Below are 17100 nucleotides of genomic sequence, written 5' to 3' on the forward strand. Positions count from 1 at the left end.
GGCTCAACGACCGTCTCGTCCCGTCGGTCTCAGTTCGTTTGGCGGTGACCAGTCGAGCGAGCTCAAGAGGTGCGGCAGGACGCGTTCGTACTCGGCCTGCGTGCCGATAGCCGGGCGATGCTGGGGATGGGCGTTGTAGTACCGGATGGCGGCGCAGAGAAATCGTGGGTCGATGGCGTGCGGACGCAGTTGATTTCGGTACAGGTGGAGGCCGCGTCGACGCACCAGGTCAGGGCGGCCGTAGCTCAGCCGCACGGTCTTCGCGTCCGGGTCCGGCGGTAACGCCGGGACGGCGGGCGAGGCCTCCCAGGGGACGACGAGCGAACCCATAGCGCCTCGCTGCCACAGCCCATCGGGACGAAGCTGCACACCTGAATCCCGCCACGCGAGGGCGACCCACAGGATGGCGATGCACGGGTAGGCCAGCTCAACCAGCTGATCCGGCAGAAACGACTCCGATGCCCGGTCCCGGACGACGTCGGCCGCCATTCCGGTGCCCAGAACCAGGAAGGCGAGCCCCATGAAGGCGAACATCGGCTGTGGTGGAGTGCTGAATGCCGGCACGTGTGGCTGAACCATGAAGGACCGTGGTCGGCTCCAGGACGCCGCGACAACGCCCATCAGCAGAAGGACTGCCGTGGTGGCGACCATTGCCGGAAATGTGCGTCGTCCGAGAGCAGGGAACCAGAGGTGAGCCAAGACGTAGGCGGCCGACAAAACGAGACCGACGGCCAGGATGCCCCGCCGACGACGACCGACCGCGGCGAGGAGCTGTGTGATCACCCCGGCAGGGTACGGCCTTCGATGTTGTAACCATGAAGCATCAGCTGTGACGGGACACAGGCCGCCGCCGGCGATGTCAGGCTTCGCTTGATGCGTCAAGGATTCAGGTCAAGTGATCTGTAACCTCGTCGACGATGGGGTCGGCCCAAGCCGCGTGGCCGAACTCCCACGTCCAGAGAATATCGTCGGACTCGCCGGTGGCCATGTCCAGAGCGGTAGCGGTCAGGTCTCGACCGGGTTGGATGTAACCGACGCGCTCGCGGACTCGCTTGGCGTGACGGATGCAGTACTTGAGGCCCCAGGGTCGGATGCGTCGGGCGCAGATCGCGGCCGCCACCGTCGGCCCGTTGCATCGTGCCGTTGTCGAGATCAAGGTCTGTCCCACGCCCCCTACGACGTCCGATCGAGCTATGGACAGGGTCTGGGACCGGGCGGATGGTGTCAGTGCGGGGGTTCTCCACTGGCACTGAGGCCGGGGAACCATTTCGGTCTCCAGAAGCACCAAGGAGTTCCGATGAAACGCCGCCGCCTGCTCATGATCGCACCAGCCGTAGTGCTCCTGGGGGCTGCTCTCCTGCCGCCACCTGCCCTCGCATCGCCCGGAAGTGGTTTCACCGCGCCCGTCCTCGTGACGGCGGACCTCGATCACAAGGTCAAGATCAACAGCGACGGGGTCAAGGTGCTGACGAACAAGCGGACCGATGTTCGCGTCCAGCGGTTCATCTTCGAGGCCGGCGGCCACACCGGCTGGCACCACCATCCCGGTGTGGTGATCATCGCCGTCGAAACGGGCTCGTTGACGTTCTGGGATTCCAAGTGCCGTGCCAAGACGTACGGACCCGGTCTCCCTAATGGTTCGGTGTTGACCGAAAGCGGCGACGCGGCGGGGCAGGTCACCAGTGCCAACGGGGGAACGTCCTACGTGACATACCTTGCGCCGAGCGCTGACCCGCCCGTCTTCCGGATTGAGGACAACCCGCCGCGATGCGCGAGCGGTCGGCTGCTGAGTGGATCCTCGACCACAGCCCACTGATCTCAACGCCCACCCAGAACCTCATATCGCCGAGCTTCTGCCGCAGGTTGATGCAACGATCAAGTCTCACGATGGAAGGGCAGAAGTCGTGGGCGAGTCCTGGTGGGGTGAGCTCGACGTCGCGCTGAACGAGTCCGACGTGGTGGGCATTCAGGAGCGATCAGGAAGCATCGTGCTGTTGCTGCATGTCCTCTCGGTGCCTGAGTATGGTCCGGTTGATCCGGACACCCGCAGAATGCTCGTCCTGTCCAATCCGTCGAGGGTGCGGGTTCTGCTCCGTCGCGATCGGATGGGGGTGGACGCCTACGGGCCGGCCGTGCCCTTGCCCGACCTGCAATCGGTGGACGAGTTCTTGGCCTCGTTGTCACGGTCCGGGTCCATGTATGGCTGGCAGTTCCTGGACGCGCCAGAGTTGATCGACGACTGGCCGGATCTCCTGAGCCTGGACCTCGGACTGGCGTCGACGCCGGCGAGGCACAGCCTGTACTGGTTCAACGAGTGCGGCCGCGAGGAGGACGGCGACCAGGTCGCCTACTGCATCGAGGGCGTCGTGGAATTCGAAGGGCTTCGGGTCCTGCGCGCCGATGGGACTCCGGTTGCGCTGGAGGATTTTGTCGCCGACGGCAAGCGCTGGTGGTCGGGACTTCACGCCGGCGATCCTCGAGTTGGGTATGAGGCGCAGAAGGCACAGGCCAGACCCCCGTCGTGGCGGCCGGAATCAAATTCTCGCTGACCGCAACCGCCGCGGATGATCCCGGCGAAGAAGCATCCGCGGTACCACCGAACAAGAAGGATAAACACCCGGTATTCAGGACTGTTTCACCAGGACCGCGCGGGTGTAGAGAAGATCGAACCCTTGGCGCTGCACATTCTGCTGAGATTTGGAACCCGGCTGTGTCGTTACTACAGCGATGTCACAGCCCGCGGAGGCCGCATCGGCGAGCCGGGCCGAAGTCAACGCCGTCTGTACGCCTCGGCGGCGGTGCTCGAATGCCGTAGCCGCGCCGGTCAGTTGGGCGATGCCGTCGGACATGCGAAGGCTGGCTCCGCCGGCGATGACCCCATCGCGTAGTGCGGTGTAGCGCGTTGCCCCGGCCGCAGTGGCATCACGTTCGGCATCCTCGAGGATCTGGCGCGGGAACTCCTCGTGCCACGGCACTCCTTGCGTATCCGGATGGAGGGTGGCATCCACGACTACGGCGAGCCAGGCCTCGAACTCGTGGTCGTTGCTCGGCTGGACTTCGATACCGGGCGGAATGACTCGCTCGACGCGGTCGAGGGCACGACCCAGCACGTTCTCGAACGAGACGAGCCGGTATCCGCGTTCGATGAGAAAGGTGCCGATCTCAGGATCGCCGAGGTGCGCGAGCTCGATCTGGACGGGGCTGTCGCAGGCGGCGAAGGCCTCCTCGATCTCGTCCATTTCGGCCGCGCTCGGCACTCCGCTGAAGCCCAGCCCGGCGACCTTGTTGAACGGCGAGTCACTCTCGGCGAAGCTCGCCACGCCGCCGGCCACAGAGGTGACGAACCCTGTCGTGGTCCCGGTGCGACGCTGAGAGGCGCGGCTGCATTCGGTGATGAGCTGCGCCTCCGCCTGCTCGATGCGCCTGGCCAGGTTGACGTCACAGAAGAGGGGCGACCGGCCGACATCCACGGAGTCACCTTAGGCCGGGTGTTCGGGAAAAGGTGGGCGCGGAGGTTGGGGAACCTACCGCGCCCACCGCCCGGTTCTGATCGTTACCAGGTCCACTTCTGGAGTGCGTTGCCGTTGCAGGTGGCGATCAGGATCGCCGCCTTGCTGGCTGTTGAGGCCGACGCCAGGCACAGCGCCGTATTCCCTAGCGGCCGCACCGTGCCGTCCGTACGGAACTGCCACGTCTGGGCCGCTGAGTTGTTGCATCGGTAGGTCCAGATCTTCTGACCCGTCACGTACGTCGACGACGGTACGTCGATGCAGTTGCCCAGCACCCGCAGTGTGTTGTCATTCGGCAGACGGGTCAGAGCCTGCGCCTTGGTGTTGTTACACGCGTACGCCTGCAGATATGTCTTGATCGCCAACGCCGAGGACGGTACGTCGATGCATTGGGTGCCGTTCTTGACGCCGCTCATCAGCGGGTTCGGGCTCTTGGCGACCTGGACCATCTTCGCGATCGACGGCACGCCCTCGGAGTTGATGACAAAGAGCATGTAGTAGCCGGGAGGCGTCACGCCGCCGGTCGGTGGGCCGGTGACCGTCAGTGTTGTGCCTGAGGCGGTGAACTTCAGCGGGACGTAGCGCTGCCCCTGGTCCACGCCGTGCGTCACGTCGCTGAGGCCGACCAGCGCCACCTTGCTGATGTCGGTCGCGTCGCCGACCGTGACCGAGAAGTTCGCGTTGATGGCGACGCTCGCCGGTGCCGCCGAGATGGTCGGGCGGGTCGCCGGCTCGCCGGTGCCGTCCTTCTTGAACAGGTACGGCGGGCTGAAGTACTCGATGTTCTTCTCGAGGTATCCCGCCGTCATGCAAATGCCGCAGATGCCGCCGCCTCCGGTCATGACCCGCCCGTCCGGAAGCAGCGCTGCCGTCGAGTGGTACTGCCGGATACGGCTCGCGCTCGCGAGCTCCGTCCACTGGCCCGTCGCCGGATCCCACCGCTCGGCCGATGTCGCCGCGTTGTTCAGGTCGACCAGGCTGTTGGTCGCGGCACTGGTCATGCCCCCGGTCGCCAGCACCGAGCCGTCAGCGAGCACAGTGGCGTTGTGCTGCCGGCGTCTCGTTGTCATGGAGCCGGTCGCTGCGACGGTCGGGATCAGGCCGGTCGTGCTGTTCATGACGACCGCGGTCCGGCTGGGGACCTTCGCGACGCCATCCTCGGTGATGTTTCCGCCTCCGACGACGATTGTCTTCCCCACGTCGTACGTGGCGAAGCTGCCGTAGTCCCGGGTGATGGCGTCCCGGGTCGCGGTTCCCGTGATCACGCCGTTTCCCGCGGTGTTGATGGTGTATCCGGTTGTGTAAGGGCCGATCAGTCCGAGCTGCGTGTCGGGACGCGAGCCCATGAATGGATACAAGCGAGCGCCGTATTTTGTGAAGCCGGTCAGCGCGCGAATGGCGCCGTTCGCCTGGTACACCTCGGCTGTGGTCGGTCCACCGCCGATGATGACCTCCTCGCCGTTGGCCATCTGCGTCACCGCCGGATACCAGCGGGCGGCGGCCATGTCCTTGCCGCGGGTCCACGTCTCGGTCTGCCAGTTGAACACATAGGTGCGGACGGTTCCGGCGAGCTGCGCGTTGGCGTTTCCACCGGCGATCAGAATGTTGCCGTTCGCCAGGTGCGCGAAGCCGGCACAGAAGATGTTGGAGCCCTGCAGGTCGACCCGTTTGGTGGTGTTGTCGGCCGGATTCCACACCATGGCGCGGGTGAAGGTGTGATTCGGATAGGACTCGGCCGCGTTGTCGCCGACGGAATCCCAGATCAACAGTTTGCCGTTCGGCAGCACCGCCTGGAACACCGGGACGACCGACGTGGCGGTGACCGGGCTCCACGATCCCGACTGCCCGGGATCGGCGGCCAGTGCCCTGTTGGTGGCGCGCGCCGTCCCGGGGCGTACCCCGGTTCGGCGTTCGATCTGTCTAGCCTTTTCTCCGGTCTTCTGCTCGATTTCCCGCATCGGCGTGCCCACCAGGTCCTCGGCCATGTGCTCGGCGTCGTCCGCCAGATGAGCGTGCTCATGGGCCTGTTCGTGGGTGTGGGTGTGCGGCTCAACCGCCGGCTGGCCGGGTGCGCCGGCGGCCGTTGCCGAGCCGCCGAAAAGTAATGCCGCCGACAACAGAGAAGACCAGATCAACCTACGACGGGTACGCATGGCAGGGTCCTTTCGCCGGAGATCAATGATCAGCAGCTGTGGACGGCGCGCCGGAACCCACGTCGAGTTGTATCCCCGTTGGTGCGAGATCCGCGAATGTCGTCTCGCTGACCGTCTGATGTGTTCAGTGGCGTCACCTTAACTTTTATTAAATGGATCATCAATGCCTGCTGGACGTGCCTTACGGCCGATTCGCAGCTCCGTCCGGGCACGTGATACAACCGAACGGACAACGTCGGATGGCGAGTGGACAATTGGCTCCGCACGGTCCTGCGGCAAGCCGTTACACAGGCTGAAAAAGGTGGAAATTCCGAACTAGACCCAACGGGTGCCCAGCCACATCCGGTCGTACCAGTTTTCGTAGGTCATCAACTGGCCGACAAAGATCGGGAAAAAGTAGGCGAAGCACAGGGCGACCGCGACCACGTATCCCGCGGCGACGACCGTGCCGATCAACCGGCGGTCCGGATGGGCGCCTTCGTCCCGCGCGGGCGTCATGATCGCGCCCAGGACGTACACCACGGCCAGGATCAGGAAGGGCAGGGCGGGCAGCGCGTAGAACGAGAACATCGTCCGGCCGTCCTTGACGGCGTACCAGAACCAGGGCAGCAGGCCGGCCACCACGCCCGTACCGATGGCCAGGGCCCGCCAGTCCCGCCGGGCGATGCCGAACCAGACCAGCGCGCCCAGCGCGGGCAGGAACGACCACCACAGAATGGGCGTGCCCAGCAGCAGGATCTCGCGGGCGCAGCTCGGGGCGCCGCAGTCGCCGGCGCCGTTCCAATAGAACGGCACCGGGCGGCCCAGCAACAGCCATTGCCAGGGCCAGGACTGCGACGAATGCCGGTCGGTCAGGCCGCTGTGGAAGGTGTACGCCACCGAGTGGTAATGCAGCAGATTGAGCAATGGACCCAGGATCGGTGGCTCGTTCAGGCCGATCGCCTCCCGGTAATGCCGGAAATAACCGGAGTCGGTGACGAACCAGCCGGTCCACGAGGCCAGATAGACGATGCCGGTCAGAATGAAACTCAGCACGCCCCAGCCCAGATCACCCACGATGCCGGCAATGAGCGGGCCACGGATACCGGCGGAACGGCGCGCGCCCACCCGCCACGCAACGATCAGCGCGGCCAGGAACGGCAGGAAGAACAGCGCGCTCCACTTCACTCCGCATGCCAGCCCGAACAGCACGCCGGCGACGAGCAGCCACCACGGCACGATCCACGGCACTTTCGGCGTGCTGCTGGGGTCGTAGCCGTTTTTGAGCGCGCGCAGCAGGCGGCGACGGTAATGGTCGCGGTCGAGCAGCACCGCCGCGAAGGTCGCCAGGATGAACAGCCCCAGGAAGATGTCGAGCAGAGCGGTGCGGGAAAGCACCAGCTGAAAGCCGTCGAGCGTCATCAGCAGGCCGGCCGTTCCGGCCAGCAGGACCGAGCGGAACATCCGGTACGCGACCCGGATCAGAATCAGAATCATCAGCGTGCCGGCGATCGCGGCCGAAAAACGCCAGCCGAGCGGATTGTTGCCGAACACCTTCTCGCCCAGCGCGATCAACCATTTGCCCAGCGGTGGATGCACCACGTACGCGGGGCCGTTGGCCGTCTCGTCCCACTCCACGCCGCGCCGCAGCATGTCCCACGCGTCGGTCGGGTAGTACTTCTCGTCGAAGACCAACCGGCGCGGGCTGCTGATGCCGTTCAGGCGCAGGATCGCCGCCATCGCCACGATGACCGCGGTGACCACCCACGAGTACGGATCGAGCCAGTTCTCGAGCGTCGCCAGCCGCCGCCGCACGATGTCGGGCACACTGCCCGATCCCGCGGCACCGGTCGGCGCAGGTGGTGGCGGGGTGAGCGCAGTCCGAGCTGCCGCCGCGATCGTCACCGGGCGATCGTAGGGTCCGCCGTCGAGGTCTGATCGCCTTGATCGCCGGAGTTCCCTACTAACGGGGCAGGAGGCCGCCCGGCCGCTCATAGACGAATCTGCGGTGGGTGAGCGGCCAGGCGACGTACGACGCGACCGTGATCGTCGCGAAGACCAGGCGGATCCGCGGAGGCGCCAGCGGGCGGTCCGGCCGGTAGATCAGGCCGGCGTCGCTGTGGAAGCTGGGCTCGAACCTGCCGTCCCGCATCGGCAGGAGAATCATCGCCTCAAGACGCTGCAGATGCACAGAACGCATGCGGGAGGCCGCGACATTCAATACCAGGAATCCGACGAACGAGATGGCGACAGCGGGCGCCACCAACGGCAACCACGCGGGAATCTTGCCGTCGCACTTCAGGCTCTGGCAATGATCGGTGAAGAAAGCGGTAGCCGCGATCACATACGTCAGGCAGGTGGTCGTAATGGCGAACGCGACCGCCAGGGCCGTGGAGTCGTCCTGCCGCTCAATGGCATAGGCGGCCAGGAGCTCACTGCGAGTGGGCGCATCCATCGCGTCACCGTGTGTCCACCTAGGTGCGACCAGATGTAACCGGCTGGATCGGCGGGCTGGCCCGAACGGGTAGCCGTCACGTCTGATCTGTACCCGCTCGCGAATTCACGGACAGACGGATCGGTCGGGGGTTCGCTATGGTGGCGCGGCTGATCATCCACGGGGAGTGTTTGCCATGACGTTTCGCCTGCGCGCGCTCGGCGCCATCCTGCTGACCGCCGGCGTGCTCGCGGTCCCGTCGGTCGCGCATGCCGCCGACGCCGACACCGCGAAGCTTGCCGCGCTGACCGAGCTTGACAGTGACGGCAAGGTCACCTCCTACCCGGTCAAGCCCGGCGAGTCTGTCCCCGTCGTGCTGGGGGTCGCCAACCTCGGCACCGAGCCCCTGCCGGGCGTCGTCGTCAACGTCCGCGTGGTCAACGACGTCGACCTGCCGAAGGAGTTCGGCAACTGCCAGTACTACGTCGACTCCAACCTCGACGGCGCCTGGTGCGAGATCGATCGGGAGCTGGCCGTCGGCAAGACGTACGCTCTCGCGTCGTTCCCCGTGGCCGCCGCGGCGCAGGCGCGGGCCCACCGCTGGTCCTCGGTGATCTTCCAGTGGTATTCGAAGGCCTGGGCCGACCGGCAGGGCGGCATCGAAGCGCTGGCCAAGGCGGACAGCGGCCGCGGCACGACGCCCGCACCCGGCCCCGGCGCGGACATCGATCTCACGGTGCGCGAGCTCCCCGTCCCGGCCGAGCCGCGGGCGATCGGTTTCGCGCGGGTCAAGCTGGTCCTCCCGCCGACGAGCGAGCCGACCGCCACCCCGACTGCCACCGCGACCGCGACTCCGACCGCGACGCCCGCCACGACCGAGCCGACGGCGGCGCCCGCCACCACGGAACCGGCTGACGGCAGCGGCGGCGGGCTGCCGGTCACCGGCAGCCAGACCGCGACGGTCGCCGGGATCGGCGCCGCGCTGCTGCTCGGCGGCGCGGGAGCTCTGGTGGTCGCCCGGCGCCGCCGCAGGAGCTTCACCGCCTGACCGAGGGAACCACATGACTTCGCCGTTCGACGACGGTCCGGGGCAGTGGACCGGACCGCCGCTGACCGGGGACATGGTCCGGCAGGCCGAGGCGACTCTCGGCGTGCGGCTGCCGCAGGCGTACGTGTACCTTGCTGCGACTGCGCAACGGCGGCGTGCTGCGGGACACGCGTCATCCGACGAGCTTCCGGACGTCCTGGGCCGCTGATCACTTCGCGGTGGACGTCCTGCTGGGCATCGGATACGCCGAGGGTGCCGACGCTCAGTCCGCGTACCTGATCGCCGAGTGGGACTATCCGGACATCGGGGTGGTGATCGGGGTGACGCCCTCGGCCGGCCACGACACCGTCATGCTGGACTACTCCGGTTGCGGACCCGCCGGCGAGCCCGCGGTCGTGTACGTCGACGAGGACCGGCTCCCGAGGCGGGTCGCCGACTCGTTCGCGCAGTTCATGAGCGGTCTCGAGCCGGACGATGAGGAGTAGCGGCCGTTTCAGGCGACGCAGAACTCGTTGCCCTCGGGATCCTGCATGACCACGTGGTCCAGGTGACCGTAGGACTCCTCGCGGACGGCGGTCGCCCCGGCGGCGACCAGCTCGGCCACCTTCGCGCGGATGCGCTGTTCGCGTACCGCTGGATCCATCGGCTGCCCGGCGGCGACCCGGATGTCGAGGTGCAGCCGGTTCTTGGCGGTCTTGCCCTCCGGCACCCGCAGGAAGCTGATCGCCGGCAGCCTGCCCTCGGGGTCGATCAGCGCCGCGCCGTCGGCGAAGTCGTAGCCCGGCTCGTCGACGTAGCCGAGCGCCAGCGCCCAGAACCGGGCGAGCCGTTGCGGGTCCGCCGCGTCCCCGCTCACCGTCCAGTGTGTGGTCATGCGTTACATCATGGCCCGGTGGTGACGCTCTGTTCCGCAGTGGCCGACCAACTCGCCAGCAGGCGGAGCGCGTCCTGGGCCGGTGAGCCCGGCTCGGCGCTGTAGGCCGTCAGGGTCAGGCCGGGATCGGCCGGCATCGGCATCGCCTCGAAGCCGAGTTTGATCTCGCCGACGACCGGGTGCCGCAAGTGCTTCGTCCCGGTCAGGTGCAGGCGTACGTCGTGCGCGGCCCACCTGGTCCGGAAGGTCTCGCTGCGGGTGGAGAGCTCACCGACCAGGTCCGTCAGCCCCCGGTCGTACGGGTCCCGTCCGGCCTCCGTGTGCAGCAGCGCGACCGTCGTGTTCGCCGCGTCCTCCCAGTCGGGGTAGAAGTCCGTCGCCCGCGGGTCCAGGAACGCGAAGCGGGCCAGGTTCGACGGCCGGGCCGGATGCTCGAAGACCGGCGCGTACAGCGCGTAACCCAGCTTGTTGGCGGCGAGCACATCGAGCCGGCCGTTGCGGATGAACGCCGGTGCGTCGGTCATCGCGTCGAGCAGCTGCTGCACGCCCGGGCGGATCCGCAGCGTGACCGGGCGCCGCCGGGCCCGCGCCGGGGTGTTGCTGGCCCGGGCGAGGTCCGTCAGGTGCGCACGTTCGGCCTCGTCGAGCTGCAGCGCGCGGCAGATCGCGTCCAGCACGCTGTCGGAGACGCCGCCGAGGTTGCCGCGTTCCAGCCGCGTGTAGTAGTCCGGGCTCACGCCGGCGAGCAGGGCCACTTCCTCGCGCCGCAGTCCGGGGACCCGCCGGTGGCCGCCGTAGTTCGGCAGGCCGGCCCGCTCGGGTGTGATCCGGGCGCGCCGTGAGGCGAGGAACTCGCGGATGTCGTTGCGGTTGTCCACGCACTCCACGGTACGGGCGGTCCGGCCGGCGATGGAGGTTCTGTCATTACCTGCCTCCCCTGGAACAGCGGCGGGCCCGCGATCTAGCGTGGCGGTCACAGGCCGGCGCTTTCCGCCCGGCCCCCTGATCGAGGAGCGCGCATGGCGGCCGCCGTCACCCCCGGCGCCGGGCTGGCCCGCCTGGCGACCATCTACCGCGAGGGCACGCTCGGCCGGCGGCCGGTCGTGCCCGCCGACTTCGCCGAGCTCGAGCGCCGGGCCCGCCGGGTGAGCAGCAGAAAAGCCTGGGCGTACGTCGCGGGCGGGGCCGGTGAGGGCCGGACGATGCGGCGCAACCGGGCGGCCTTCGACCAGTGGGCGATCGTGCCGCGGATGGCCGCCGGCGCCGTGGAACGGGACCTCTCGGTGCAGCTGCTCGGCGCCCGGCACTCCACGCCGGTCCTGCTCGCGCCGGTCGGTGCCGCCGCGCTCATGGGCCGCGACAGTGACGTGGCCATCGCCCGGGCCGCCGCGGCGACCGGGACCGCCTACGTCTTCTCCAACCAGGGCTGCAACCCGATGGAGGAGTGCGCGGCGGCGATGGGCGACACCCCGCGCTGGGTGCAGCTCTACTGGAGCAGGGACGAACGCCTGGTGGACAGCCTCATCCAGCGGGCGGAGGCGATCGGCGCCGGAGCGTTGGTCGTCACCCTGGACACCACCGTGCTGGGCTGGCGCCCGCAGGACCTCAACCTGGGGTCGCTGCCGTTCAGCCGGGGTCTCGGCATCGCGCAGTACACGTCCGATCCGCGGTTCCGGCAAATCGTCACCGATCGGCTGGCGGCACCCCAGCCCGACAAGACACCGGTACGGGTGACGCCCGGTGCCGTTCGCGCGTTGCTCGCGATGACCCGCAACCACCCGGGCCCGTTCTGGCGCAACCTGCGCTCGCCCGTCCCGCGCGCCTCGGTCGAGACGTTCCTCGACATCTACTCCAATCCCGGGCTGAACTGGGAACACCTGGCAACCCTGCGCGACCGGACGCGGCTGCCGATCGTGCTCAAGGGGATCCTGCATCCCGATGACGCCCGCCGCGCGCTGGACCTGGGCGTGGACGCCATCGTGGTCTCCAATCACGGCGGCCGGCAGGTCGACAACGCCGTCGCCGCGCTGGACGCGCTGGTCGCCGTGCGCGAGCGGGTCGGCGCGCAGCCCACGGTGCTGTTCGACAGCGGCATCCGTACCGGAGCCGACGTCTTCACCGCCCTGGCGCTCGGCGCCGACGCCGTGCTGCTGGGCCGCCCGCACCTGTACGGCTTCGCGCTGGCCGGCCGGCGCGGCGTCGAGGACGTGATCCGCAACGTGATCGCCGAGCTGGACCTGACCATGGCCCTGACCGGTGCCCCGAGCATCGCGGCGATCACCGGGGACCTGCTGCGACGGGACAGCTGGCAGAGTGCGCCGCATGGCTGAGGTCGACGTGGTGTTCCGCAAGTTCGACGGCCGGCTGCACCGCCGCGCGGTCGAGATCCACCTCGGTGAGGACGAGTGGGGAACGTGGCTGGGCGTGCCGGTCGGTACGGAGGTGCACTACGTCGCGGCCGGTGTCACCCGCGCCGACGAGCACCGTGGCGTCCGCCTCATCCCGCACGACGGTTGGTACACGCCGCTGTTCTTCGCCCCGACCCGCAACCTCGAGATGTACTGCGACATCACCGCCCCGGCCGTCTGGTCGGGCCGGGAACAGGTCACGATCGTCGACCTCGACCTGGACGTGACCCGTACGCACCGGGGCCGCGTCACGCTGCTGGACGAGGACGAGTTCGCCGCCCACCAGCTCAGCTACGGCTACCCGGCCGAGACGGTCACCCGGGCGGCCGAGGCGGCCCAGCAGGTCCTCGCCGCGTGCCGGGAGCGGGCCGAGCCGTTCGGCACCCACTACCGCACCTGGCTCGAACGCGTCTGACCGGCCACGAAGCCGGCGATGGCCGCGACGACCGGCCGGTACGGCTCCTCCGGCTCCTGCGGCCACCCCGCGGCGTCCCAGGTGCCGAGCCGGTAGACCGCCGCCCGGACCAGCAACTGTCCCCACTCGGGCAGGTGCGCCCACCGCTCGATCACCCCTGTGCCGACGCCGTGCCACACCATCGCGTCCACCGCGGCGACGGCCGACGCCCATGCCGGCGGCCGCCAGTACGCCGGCCAGTCGATCACCGCCGGTGGCAGGCCGTCGGCGAACAGCACGTTGCCGAGCAGATCGCCGTGCACGATCTGCTCCGGCAGCGCGATCGGCCGCCGGTACGTCAGCAACTGGTCCAGCAGGGCGGAAGGTCTGCGCCGCGCCGGGGGCAGGTCGTCGCCGAAGGCCAGCTTGTTGCCGTACTCCCAGGGGTTGTCGCGGGTGTCGAGCAGCGAGGGTCGCGGCACGGCGGCGACCGCCTCGTGGAACGCGGCCCCGGTCCGGATCACGTCGTCGACGCGGCGCTGGTCCGGCTGCCCGGCGACGGCTCGGGCGGCCTCCCAGCCACCGGCCAGCCAGTCACCGTCGGCGGCCCGCACCGGCCGGGCGATCCGGAAGTGCGGCGACTCCGGCAGGGCGGCCAGCACGGCACTGCGCCAGCGGACCTCCTCGTCGCCCTCGGACGGCTTGAGGACGAGATCGCCGATTCGCCACGTGCCGCCCTTGCCGCCGGCCAGCCGTACCGCCTCGCCCTGCGCGCCGAACGCTGCCCGCACCTCGGGCGGCGGCCCTTGATCTGTCATGGGTGACCGTCTTCCAGATAGAGCGTGGTGCTCGTGTGCAGTGCGCGTAGAGCGGCCGCGGCGCGCCGGGCCAGCAGGGGAAGCAGCCGTTGCGCGGCTTCGCCGGGATCGGACCAGGCCCAGCTGCGCAGCTCGGCTTCGGGCAGCCGCACCGGATCGCCGCACCGGCCGCCGTCGAAGACCAGCATCAAACCGTCGGTGCGAGCGTCCCGTGGTGGCACCCAGTCGACGACGAGCAGCCGCCCCGGCACCACGCTGAGCCCGAGCTCCTCGGTGATCTCCCGCGCGGCGGCGGCCCGCGGTGACTCACCGGCCTCGACCACCCCGCCGGGCAGCTCCCAGTAGGGCTTGTAAGTGGGCTCCACCAGCAGAATCCGGTCGTCGCTGTCACGCAGCAGCAGCGCGGCACCCATCCGCTTGCCCGGCAACGTGGCGGTCCAGTCGGTCGTCACGGCGGCCAGAGTACGGGCCGCGTGAGGGCCGCCGGCGACGTTAGCCTGTGCCTGTGGATATCCAATCCGCGATCGCCGACGAGCGGCGCCGCGTCGCCGATCTGGTGGAGTCGCTGACCCCGGAACAGCTGGAAACCCCTAGCCTGTGCGGCGAATGGACGGTCCAGCAGGTGGCCGGCCACCTGCTGGCGGCGATCGGCAAACCGGTGACACCGGTGCTCCCGCTGCTCGCCCGCAACGGCTTCAGCATCCACCGGACGAACGCCCGGCTGGCGGTCCTCACGGCGGAGCAGCCGGCGGCCGAGCTGGCCCGCAGCCTGCGCGACAACGCGGAGAACCCGTTCCGCCCGCCGATCGTGGGATATCCGGGGCAGCTGACCGACCTGCAGGTGCACGGCCAGGACATGCGCCGGCCGCTGGGACTGCCGCACGGGCTGCGGCTGGAGCGGCTGCGGGTGTCACTGGACTTCCTGGTGGGCGGCCGGGCGGTCGGCTTCACGCCGAAGCGGCGGCTGGCCGGGTTGCGTTTCGAGGCGGCGGATCTGGACTGGTCGACGGGCGCGGGGCCGCTGGTGACCGGGCCGGCGGAGGCGCTCATGCTGGCGATGACCGGGCGCGGCGTGGCGCTGAGCGAACTGGACGGGCCGGGCGTGCCGATCCTGCGCAACCGGTTGAGCTGAGCCTGATCGGCCTGTCCTTTTCGGATAGTTGTCCGGGACGCGCGGAGACCCCGAACCGCGCGCCACGCCGGGGACAAAAATGTCAGTCGCCGGTCATAGCGTCGCGGCATGGATGACAACGAGTACGTACCCGAGAACGACCACCGCCCGCACCTCACCCTCGAGCGGCACCTGACGATCGGACCGCACGTCTACCAGCTCACCGCGTCCGGCACGGGCGACGAGAGCATCGGCCTGACCGTGGTCGGCTGGGGCCCCACGGGCGAGGTGGTGAGCGAGATCAGCGGAGGGATCTCACCCGCCGACCTCGCCCCGGTGGCGGACGCGCTGACCTCGACCCTGGCCGGCCTGGCGGCGCTGCGCCGGCAACGCCTGTCATCGGTGACACCGGCGCAGGCGACGCTCGGGGAGCGGCCGAAGCGCCACCGTAACCAAGGCACGCGGTGGTCGGCCGAGGACGACGAGCGGCTGGTCGCGCGGCACCGGGCGGGCGCGAGCCCGAGGGAGCTGATGGAGGAGTTCGGCCGCAGCCGGGGAGGCATCCTCGCCCGGCTGGAGCACCTCGGCCTCATCACCGCTGACGGAGTGCCGATCGCCGCGTCGGAGGAAGGCGGTCCCGGCGAGGGGACGGAGGTGGTCGCCGAGGCGGCGTGATGCACCCGCGCTGCACCCGGAGGTGAGCTCAGGTAGCCGAGCACCCACCCGATTCCTCCAGGTACCGGCGGACGGCTCCGCCGGTGAGCGGGCCCGGGCGTACCCCCCTCGGCGTCCGGGCCCGCTCAGCTTCCCGCAGGCGGAAAGGGTGCACCGTGGCCACACCGGGGCCCAAGGGTCTGCACATCGGCATCGACACGGAGAAGGTCGTCGTGTCGCCCAGCCCGCTCAAGATGCGTACCGGCCGGGCCCGGCGGGTCCGCTGGGGTTCCGTCACCGAGGTCGTGCCGGTCGCGCCCAGTGGACGCAGCCGTCAGGACCGGATCCGGTTCGCCTCCCAGCTCACTCTTGTCCTGGTGATGCTGTCCGGGGTGCTGAGCGCGCTCGGCATTGCCTGGTGGCTGGCGGCGGGTGGCTCGGTCGCGCTCATCGCTTTCGTGGCGGTCGAGCAGGCGCGTGCTGCCCGTACCGCGATCATCGCCATGCCCAAGGGCGACAGCGCCCACGTGCTCGTCGCTCCTGAGGAACGGGCCGCTTTCGAGCGGGCGTTCGTGGTGGCCAAGCGGGTGCGGCGCACCTGGCCCGCGCTGCGGCACATGATCGACTCCGACGACGCGGATCGCAGCCTGTCGGCGGCGCTGGAGGAGCTCGCCGCCATCATGGCCCGCCGCCAGCAGGTCCGCTGCCTGCGGGAGGAGCTCGCTCAGGCGACTCGACACGACCTGCCGGCGGACAGCCCGGCGGTGCAGGCCCTGGCTGAGCAGCGGCTGCGGGTCGAGGCGCTCTGGCGATCCACGGCCGGTGCGGCCAACCGCATCCTGGCCAGCATCAACGCCGCCGCGCTGGCGGGGGAGAACCTCATCCGCGAACAGCGCATCGGCGACACCGCCCGCGAAGCCGAACTGGCGATTTCCCGGCTGACGGCGGCCGGTCCGCCCCGCACTGAGGCCGGCCCGGAGCTCGCCGAGCGCACCGCCGCGGTGATCGCCGCCTATCGCGAGCTGGCCTCCGGCCGCTGAAGAGCGCCTCTGAAGTTGTCCGCGTTGGCGCGGGCGTTCGCGCCCAGATCTGCCAGGTGCAACGCCGCCCCCTGCAACGACTCCGGCACCAGCCGATAGAACGTGTACCGCCCCCGGGGCTCGGCCTCGACCACCCCAGCCTCCCGCAGCTGCTTCAAATGGCCGGACACGTTCGGCTGCTTGGCCCCGGTCTCGGCGACCAGATAAGCCGTACACGCCGGCCCGCCCGCCAGGATCTCCACCAACTGCGCCCGCAGCGGATCAGCCAGCAACCGGACAACATCAGATCCAGCTGATATCAGTGAATCCTGATGCGACGGCGCCGCGGAAGACGTCAGCAGACCACCCAGCAGGTTCATCGCGTCTTTCTTGACCCAGTAATAGACCCACGTCCCGCGCCGCTCGCAGTCCACCAGGCCGGTCTCCCGCAGCACCCGCAGGTGGTGCGAGATGGTCGCGCCCGTGACCTCGAACGCGTCCGTCAGGTCGCAGACGCAGATCTCCGTAGTAGCCGCGATCAGCGACAACAGCCGCAGCCGCACCGGATCACTGAGTGCCTTGAACATCGGCGCCAGCTCGACCGCGGCCTGCGGGGCGAGCGCCTGCGCCGACAGGGGAGGGCAGCAGGCCGCCGCCGGCGGGATCTCGACCACGGGAAGAACGGACATGCGGATAGCT

The 17100-nt window shown here is 69.2% G+C and carries 20 protein-coding genes; 10 read left to right on the forward strand and 10 right to left on the reverse strand.

Features of this window, described 5'->3' with window-relative positions; all coding sequences use genetic code 11:
• Positions 1-3: 3 nt before the first annotated feature.
• Positions 4-783, reverse strand: coding sequence for a hypothetical protein (locus ACQP2Y_RS08940; RefSeq protein ID WP_433726261.1), 780 nt, complete (start codon positions 781-783; stop codon positions 4-6).
• 514 nt (positions 784-1297) lie between these two features.
• On the opposite strand from ACQP2Y_RS08940, the gene ACQP2Y_RS08945 reads away from it, so the two are divergent.
• A complete protein-coding gene (locus ACQP2Y_RS08945) occupies positions 1298-1816 on the forward strand; it encodes a cupin domain-containing protein (protein ID WP_433726263.1) in 519 nt (172 codons plus the stop codon).
• Between the two features lie 88 nt (positions 1817-1904).
• On the forward strand, positions 1905-2549 hold the full coding sequence (locus ACQP2Y_RS08950; protein ID WP_433726265.1) for a hypothetical protein: 645 nt from the start codon (positions 1905-1907) through the stop codon (positions 2547-2549).
• Between the two features lie 75 nt (positions 2550-2624).
• Here ACQP2Y_RS08950 and ACQP2Y_RS08955 read toward each other — a convergent pair whose 3' ends face one another.
• The 4 genes from ACQP2Y_RS08955 to ACQP2Y_RS08970 form a co-directional block, all read right to left on the reverse strand.
• Positions 2625-3470 carry a GNAT family N-acetyltransferase gene (locus ACQP2Y_RS08955; RefSeq protein ID WP_433726267.1) on the reverse strand — a complete coding sequence of 282 codons (846 nt, stop codon included), beginning with the start codon at positions 3468-3470 and terminating at the stop codon, positions 2625-2627.
• Positions 3471-3553: 83 nt separating this feature from the next.
• Complete coding sequence (locus ACQP2Y_RS08960) at positions 3554-5662, reverse strand: galactose oxidase-like domain-containing protein (RefSeq protein ID WP_433726269.1); 2109 nt, start codon at positions 5660-5662, stop codon at positions 3554-3556.
• Positions 5663-5977: 315 nt separating this feature from the next.
• Positions 5978-7546 carry a dolichyl-phosphate-mannose--protein mannosyltransferase gene (locus ACQP2Y_RS08965; RefSeq protein ID WP_433726271.1) on the reverse strand — a complete coding sequence of 523 codons (1569 nt, stop codon included), beginning with the start codon at positions 7544-7546 and terminating at the stop codon, positions 5978-5980.
• Positions 7547-7604: 58 nt separating this feature from the next.
• Complete coding sequence (locus ACQP2Y_RS08970; RefSeq protein WP_433726273.1) at positions 7605-8096, reverse strand: hypothetical protein; 492 nt, start codon at positions 8094-8096, stop codon at positions 7605-7607.
• Between the two features lie 175 nt (positions 8097-8271).
• On the opposite strand from ACQP2Y_RS08970, the gene ACQP2Y_RS08975 reads away from it, so the two are divergent.
• From ACQP2Y_RS08975 to ACQP2Y_RS08985, 3 genes are read left to right on the forward strand one after another with little or no spacing between them, the layout of a single operon-like run.
• Positions 8272-9123, forward strand: a complete 852-nt coding sequence (locus ACQP2Y_RS08975; protein ID WP_433726275.1) for an LPXTG cell wall anchor domain-containing protein — start codon at positions 8272-8274, stop codon at positions 9121-9123.
• Between the two features lie 13 nt (positions 9124-9136).
• Positions 9137-9331 carry a hypothetical protein gene (locus ACQP2Y_RS08980; protein WP_433732437.1) on the forward strand — a complete coding sequence of 65 codons (195 nt, stop codon included), beginning with the start codon at positions 9137-9139 and terminating at the stop codon, positions 9329-9331.
• Positions 9279-9608: an SMI1/KNR4 family protein gene (locus ACQP2Y_RS08985; protein WP_433731846.1), complete on the forward strand. Its 330-nt coding sequence runs from the start codon at positions 9279-9281 to the stop codon at positions 9606-9608. Before ACQP2Y_RS08980 ends, ACQP2Y_RS08985 begins: the two co-directional genes overlap by 53 nt.
• 8 nt (positions 9609-9616) lie before the next feature.
• Here the strand turns inward: ACQP2Y_RS08985 and ACQP2Y_RS08990 are convergent, their stop codons facing one another.
• Both ACQP2Y_RS08990 and ACQP2Y_RS08995 read right to left on the reverse strand, forming a co-directional pair.
• Positions 9617-9997 (reverse strand): VOC family protein, encoded by a 381-nt coding sequence (locus tag ACQP2Y_RS08990; protein ID WP_433726277.1) that lies wholly within the window; start codon positions 9995-9997, stop codon positions 9617-9619.
• 8 nt (positions 9998-10005) lie between these two features.
• Positions 10006-10875: a helix-turn-helix transcriptional regulator gene (locus tag ACQP2Y_RS08995; RefSeq protein WP_433726279.1), complete on the reverse strand. Its 870-nt coding sequence runs from the start codon at positions 10873-10875 to the stop codon at positions 10006-10008.
• Positions 10876-11016: 141 nt separating this feature from the next.
• Here ACQP2Y_RS08995 and ACQP2Y_RS09000 point away from each other — a divergent pair, with 141 nt between their 5' ends.
• Together ACQP2Y_RS09000 and ACQP2Y_RS09005 are read left to right on the forward strand one after the other, a co-directional pair.
• Positions 11017-12327 (forward strand): alpha-hydroxy-acid oxidizing protein, encoded by a 1311-nt coding sequence (locus tag ACQP2Y_RS09000; RefSeq protein ID WP_433726281.1) that lies wholly within the window; start codon positions 11017-11019, stop codon positions 12325-12327.
• Positions 12320-12820 (forward strand): DUF402 domain-containing protein, encoded by a 501-nt coding sequence (locus tag ACQP2Y_RS09005; RefSeq protein WP_433726283.1) that lies wholly within the window; start codon positions 12320-12322, stop codon positions 12818-12820. Before ACQP2Y_RS09000 ends, ACQP2Y_RS09005 begins: the two co-directional genes overlap by 8 nt.
• Here ACQP2Y_RS09005 and ACQP2Y_RS09010 read toward each other — a convergent pair.
• Together ACQP2Y_RS09010 and ACQP2Y_RS09015 are read right to left on the reverse strand one after the other, a co-directional pair.
• The gene (locus ACQP2Y_RS09010) at positions 12793-13617 is read right to left on the reverse strand and encodes a TIGR02569 family protein (protein ID WP_433726285.1); all 825 of its coding nucleotides are present in this window, start codon (positions 13615-13617) and stop codon (positions 12793-12795) included. The genes ACQP2Y_RS09005 and ACQP2Y_RS09010 overlap by 28 nt on opposite strands.
• A complete protein-coding gene (locus ACQP2Y_RS09015; protein WP_433726287.1) occupies positions 13614-14069 on the reverse strand; it encodes an NUDIX domain-containing protein in 456 nt (151 codons plus the stop codon). Before ACQP2Y_RS09015 ends, ACQP2Y_RS09010 begins: the two co-directional genes overlap by 4 nt.
• A gap of 53 nt (positions 14070-14122) precedes the next feature.
• On the opposite strand from ACQP2Y_RS09015, the gene ACQP2Y_RS09020 reads away from it, so the two are divergent.
• The 3 genes from ACQP2Y_RS09020 (at position 14123) to ACQP2Y_RS09030 (ending at position 16422) form a co-directional block, all read left to right on the forward strand.
• Positions 14123-14749: a maleylpyruvate isomerase family mycothiol-dependent enzyme gene (locus tag ACQP2Y_RS09020; RefSeq protein ID WP_433726289.1), complete on the forward strand. Its 627-nt coding sequence runs from the start codon at positions 14123-14125 to the stop codon at positions 14747-14749.
• 108 nt (positions 14750-14857) lie between these two features.
• The gene (locus tag ACQP2Y_RS09025) at positions 14858-15403 is read left to right on the forward strand and encodes a hypothetical protein (protein WP_433726291.1); all 546 of its coding nucleotides are present in this window, start codon (positions 14858-14860) and stop codon (positions 15401-15403) included.
• Between the two features lie 155 nt (positions 15404-15558).
• Positions 15559-16422 (forward strand): hypothetical protein, encoded by an 864-nt coding sequence (locus tag ACQP2Y_RS09030; protein WP_433726293.1) that lies wholly within the window; start codon positions 15559-15561, stop codon positions 16420-16422.
• On the opposite strand, the gene ACQP2Y_RS09035 is transcribed toward ACQP2Y_RS09030, so the two are convergent.
• Entirely contained in the window at positions 16395-17090 is a 696-nt protein-coding gene (locus tag ACQP2Y_RS09035) for an ArsR/SmtB family transcription factor (RefSeq protein ID WP_433726295.1), read from the reverse strand. The genes ACQP2Y_RS09030 and ACQP2Y_RS09035 overlap by 28 nt on opposite strands.
• Positions 17091-17100 lie beyond the last annotated feature (10 nt).

This window comes from Actinoplanes sp. CA-051413 (assembly GCF_050955795.1).
In the GTDB taxonomy this organism is placed as follows: Bacteria; Actinomycetota; Actinomycetes; order Mycobacteriales; family Micromonosporaceae; genus Actinoplanes.

What these genes read in the sequence shown, in the direction of transcription:
- ACQP2Y_RS09005 (WP_433726283.1), top strand. Translation starts at nt 12,320, where the DNA reads ATGGCTGAGGTCGACGTGGTGTTCCGCAAGTTCGACGGCCGGCTGCAC.
- ACQP2Y_RS08960 (WP_433726269.1), bottom strand. Translation starts at nt 5,662, where the DNA reads ATGCGTACCCGTCGTAGGTTGATCTGGTCTTCTCTGTTGTCGGCGGCA.
- ACQP2Y_RS09025 (WP_433726291.1), top strand. Translation starts at nt 14,858, where the DNA reads ATGGATGACAACGAGTACGTACCCGAGAACGACCACCGCCCGCACCTC.
- ACQP2Y_RS09000 (WP_433726281.1), top strand. Translation starts at nt 11,017, where the DNA reads ATGGCGGCCGCCGTCACCCCCGGCGCCGGGCTGGCCCGCCTGGCGACC.
- ACQP2Y_RS09010 (WP_433726285.1), bottom strand. Translation starts at nt 13,617, where the DNA reads ATGACAGATCAAGGGCCGCCGCCCGAGGTGCGGGCAGCGTTCGGCGCG.
- ACQP2Y_RS08970 (WP_433726273.1), bottom strand. Translation starts at nt 8,096, where the DNA reads ATGGATGCGCCCACTCGCAGTGAGCTCCTGGCCGCCTATGCCATTGAG.
- ACQP2Y_RS08945 (WP_433726263.1), top strand. Translation starts at nt 1,298, where the DNA reads ATGAAACGCCGCCGCCTGCTCATGATCGCACCAGCCGTAGTGCTCCTG.
- ACQP2Y_RS08975 (WP_433726275.1), top strand. Translation starts at nt 8,272, where the DNA reads ATGACGTTTCGCCTGCGCGCGCTCGGCGCCATCCTGCTGACCGCCGGC.
- ACQP2Y_RS09035 (WP_433726295.1), bottom strand. Translation starts at nt 17,090, where the DNA reads ATGTCCGTTCTTCCCGTGGTCGAGATCCCGCCGGCGGCGGCCTGCTGC.
- ACQP2Y_RS08990 (WP_433726277.1), bottom strand. Translation starts at nt 9,997, where the DNA reads ATGACCACACACTGGACGGTGAGCGGGGACGCGGCGGACCCGCAACGG.
- ACQP2Y_RS08980 (WP_433732437.1), top strand. Translation starts at nt 9,137, where the DNA reads ATGACTTCGCCGTTCGACGACGGTCCGGGGCAGTGGACCGGACCGCCG.